This is a genomic window from Hahella sp. CCB-MM4, from assembly GCF_002260525.1.
In the GTDB taxonomy this organism is placed as follows: Bacteria; Pseudomonadota; Gammaproteobacteria; order Pseudomonadales; family Oleiphilaceae; genus Hahella.
The window spans coordinates 1-623 of sequence record NZ_MRYI01000148.1 but is presented as its reverse complement, the minus strand read 5'-3'; the positions used below and the strand labels follow the sequence as shown (position 1 = coordinate 623).

The window sequence follows — 623 nt, the reverse complement described above, 5'->3', positions numbered from 1 at the left end:
CTGCTCGGTCGAAACGTCGAGCTGGGACAGGATCTCCAGACCGCCACCAGCCGTGCCGCCGGTGTTCAGCGTCGAGGTGGTGGTGATGCCCGCCGAGGTGCCGTTGGTGATGGTGATCGCACCGCCCGAGACGGTCGCCGAGATGGCAATGCCGTCCTTCTCTGCCTGGAAGTTCAGCATGTTGGCCAGACCGTTGGCGATGTCGTTCACGGTGTCGCCGTCACGGGCAACGTAGCGAACGGTGCCGGTCACGCCGGTCAGACCGCCGATGGTGTAGCCGTCGCCAGCCAGAACCGCGTTACCCGCACGGGCGGCGGTACCGGTGTCACCAACGACCGTCATGGTGCCGGTCGCACCCGCGGCGATGGCGCCAGCGCCGGTGAAGGCGGTCGCGGCCAGATCGGTGCCGGTACCGGCAGCCGACGCCTGCGTGCCGAGGTCAGCCTTCGAGGCCGAGATCGACGAGGCCGACACGGTGCCGTTGGCGTCACGGTCCAGCGAGGCCAGAACGTCGACAGTGCCCGAACCCTTGATGCCCGCGCCGGTACCGGTGTTGCCGACGATATCGGCGACCGAAGCACCGCCTTCGCGGTTCGACAGCAGGTTCAGACCGTTGAACTGGG

At 67.9% G+C, this 623-nt stretch carries 1 protein-coding gene; it reads right to left on the bottom strand.

Going from position 1 to position 623, the window contains the following annotated elements; genetic code table 11:
• Nucleotides 1-623, bottom strand: a 623-nt coding sequence (locus BTA51_RS30410; protein WP_210404987.1) for a hypothetical protein, incomplete at both ends; no start/stop codon positions are given.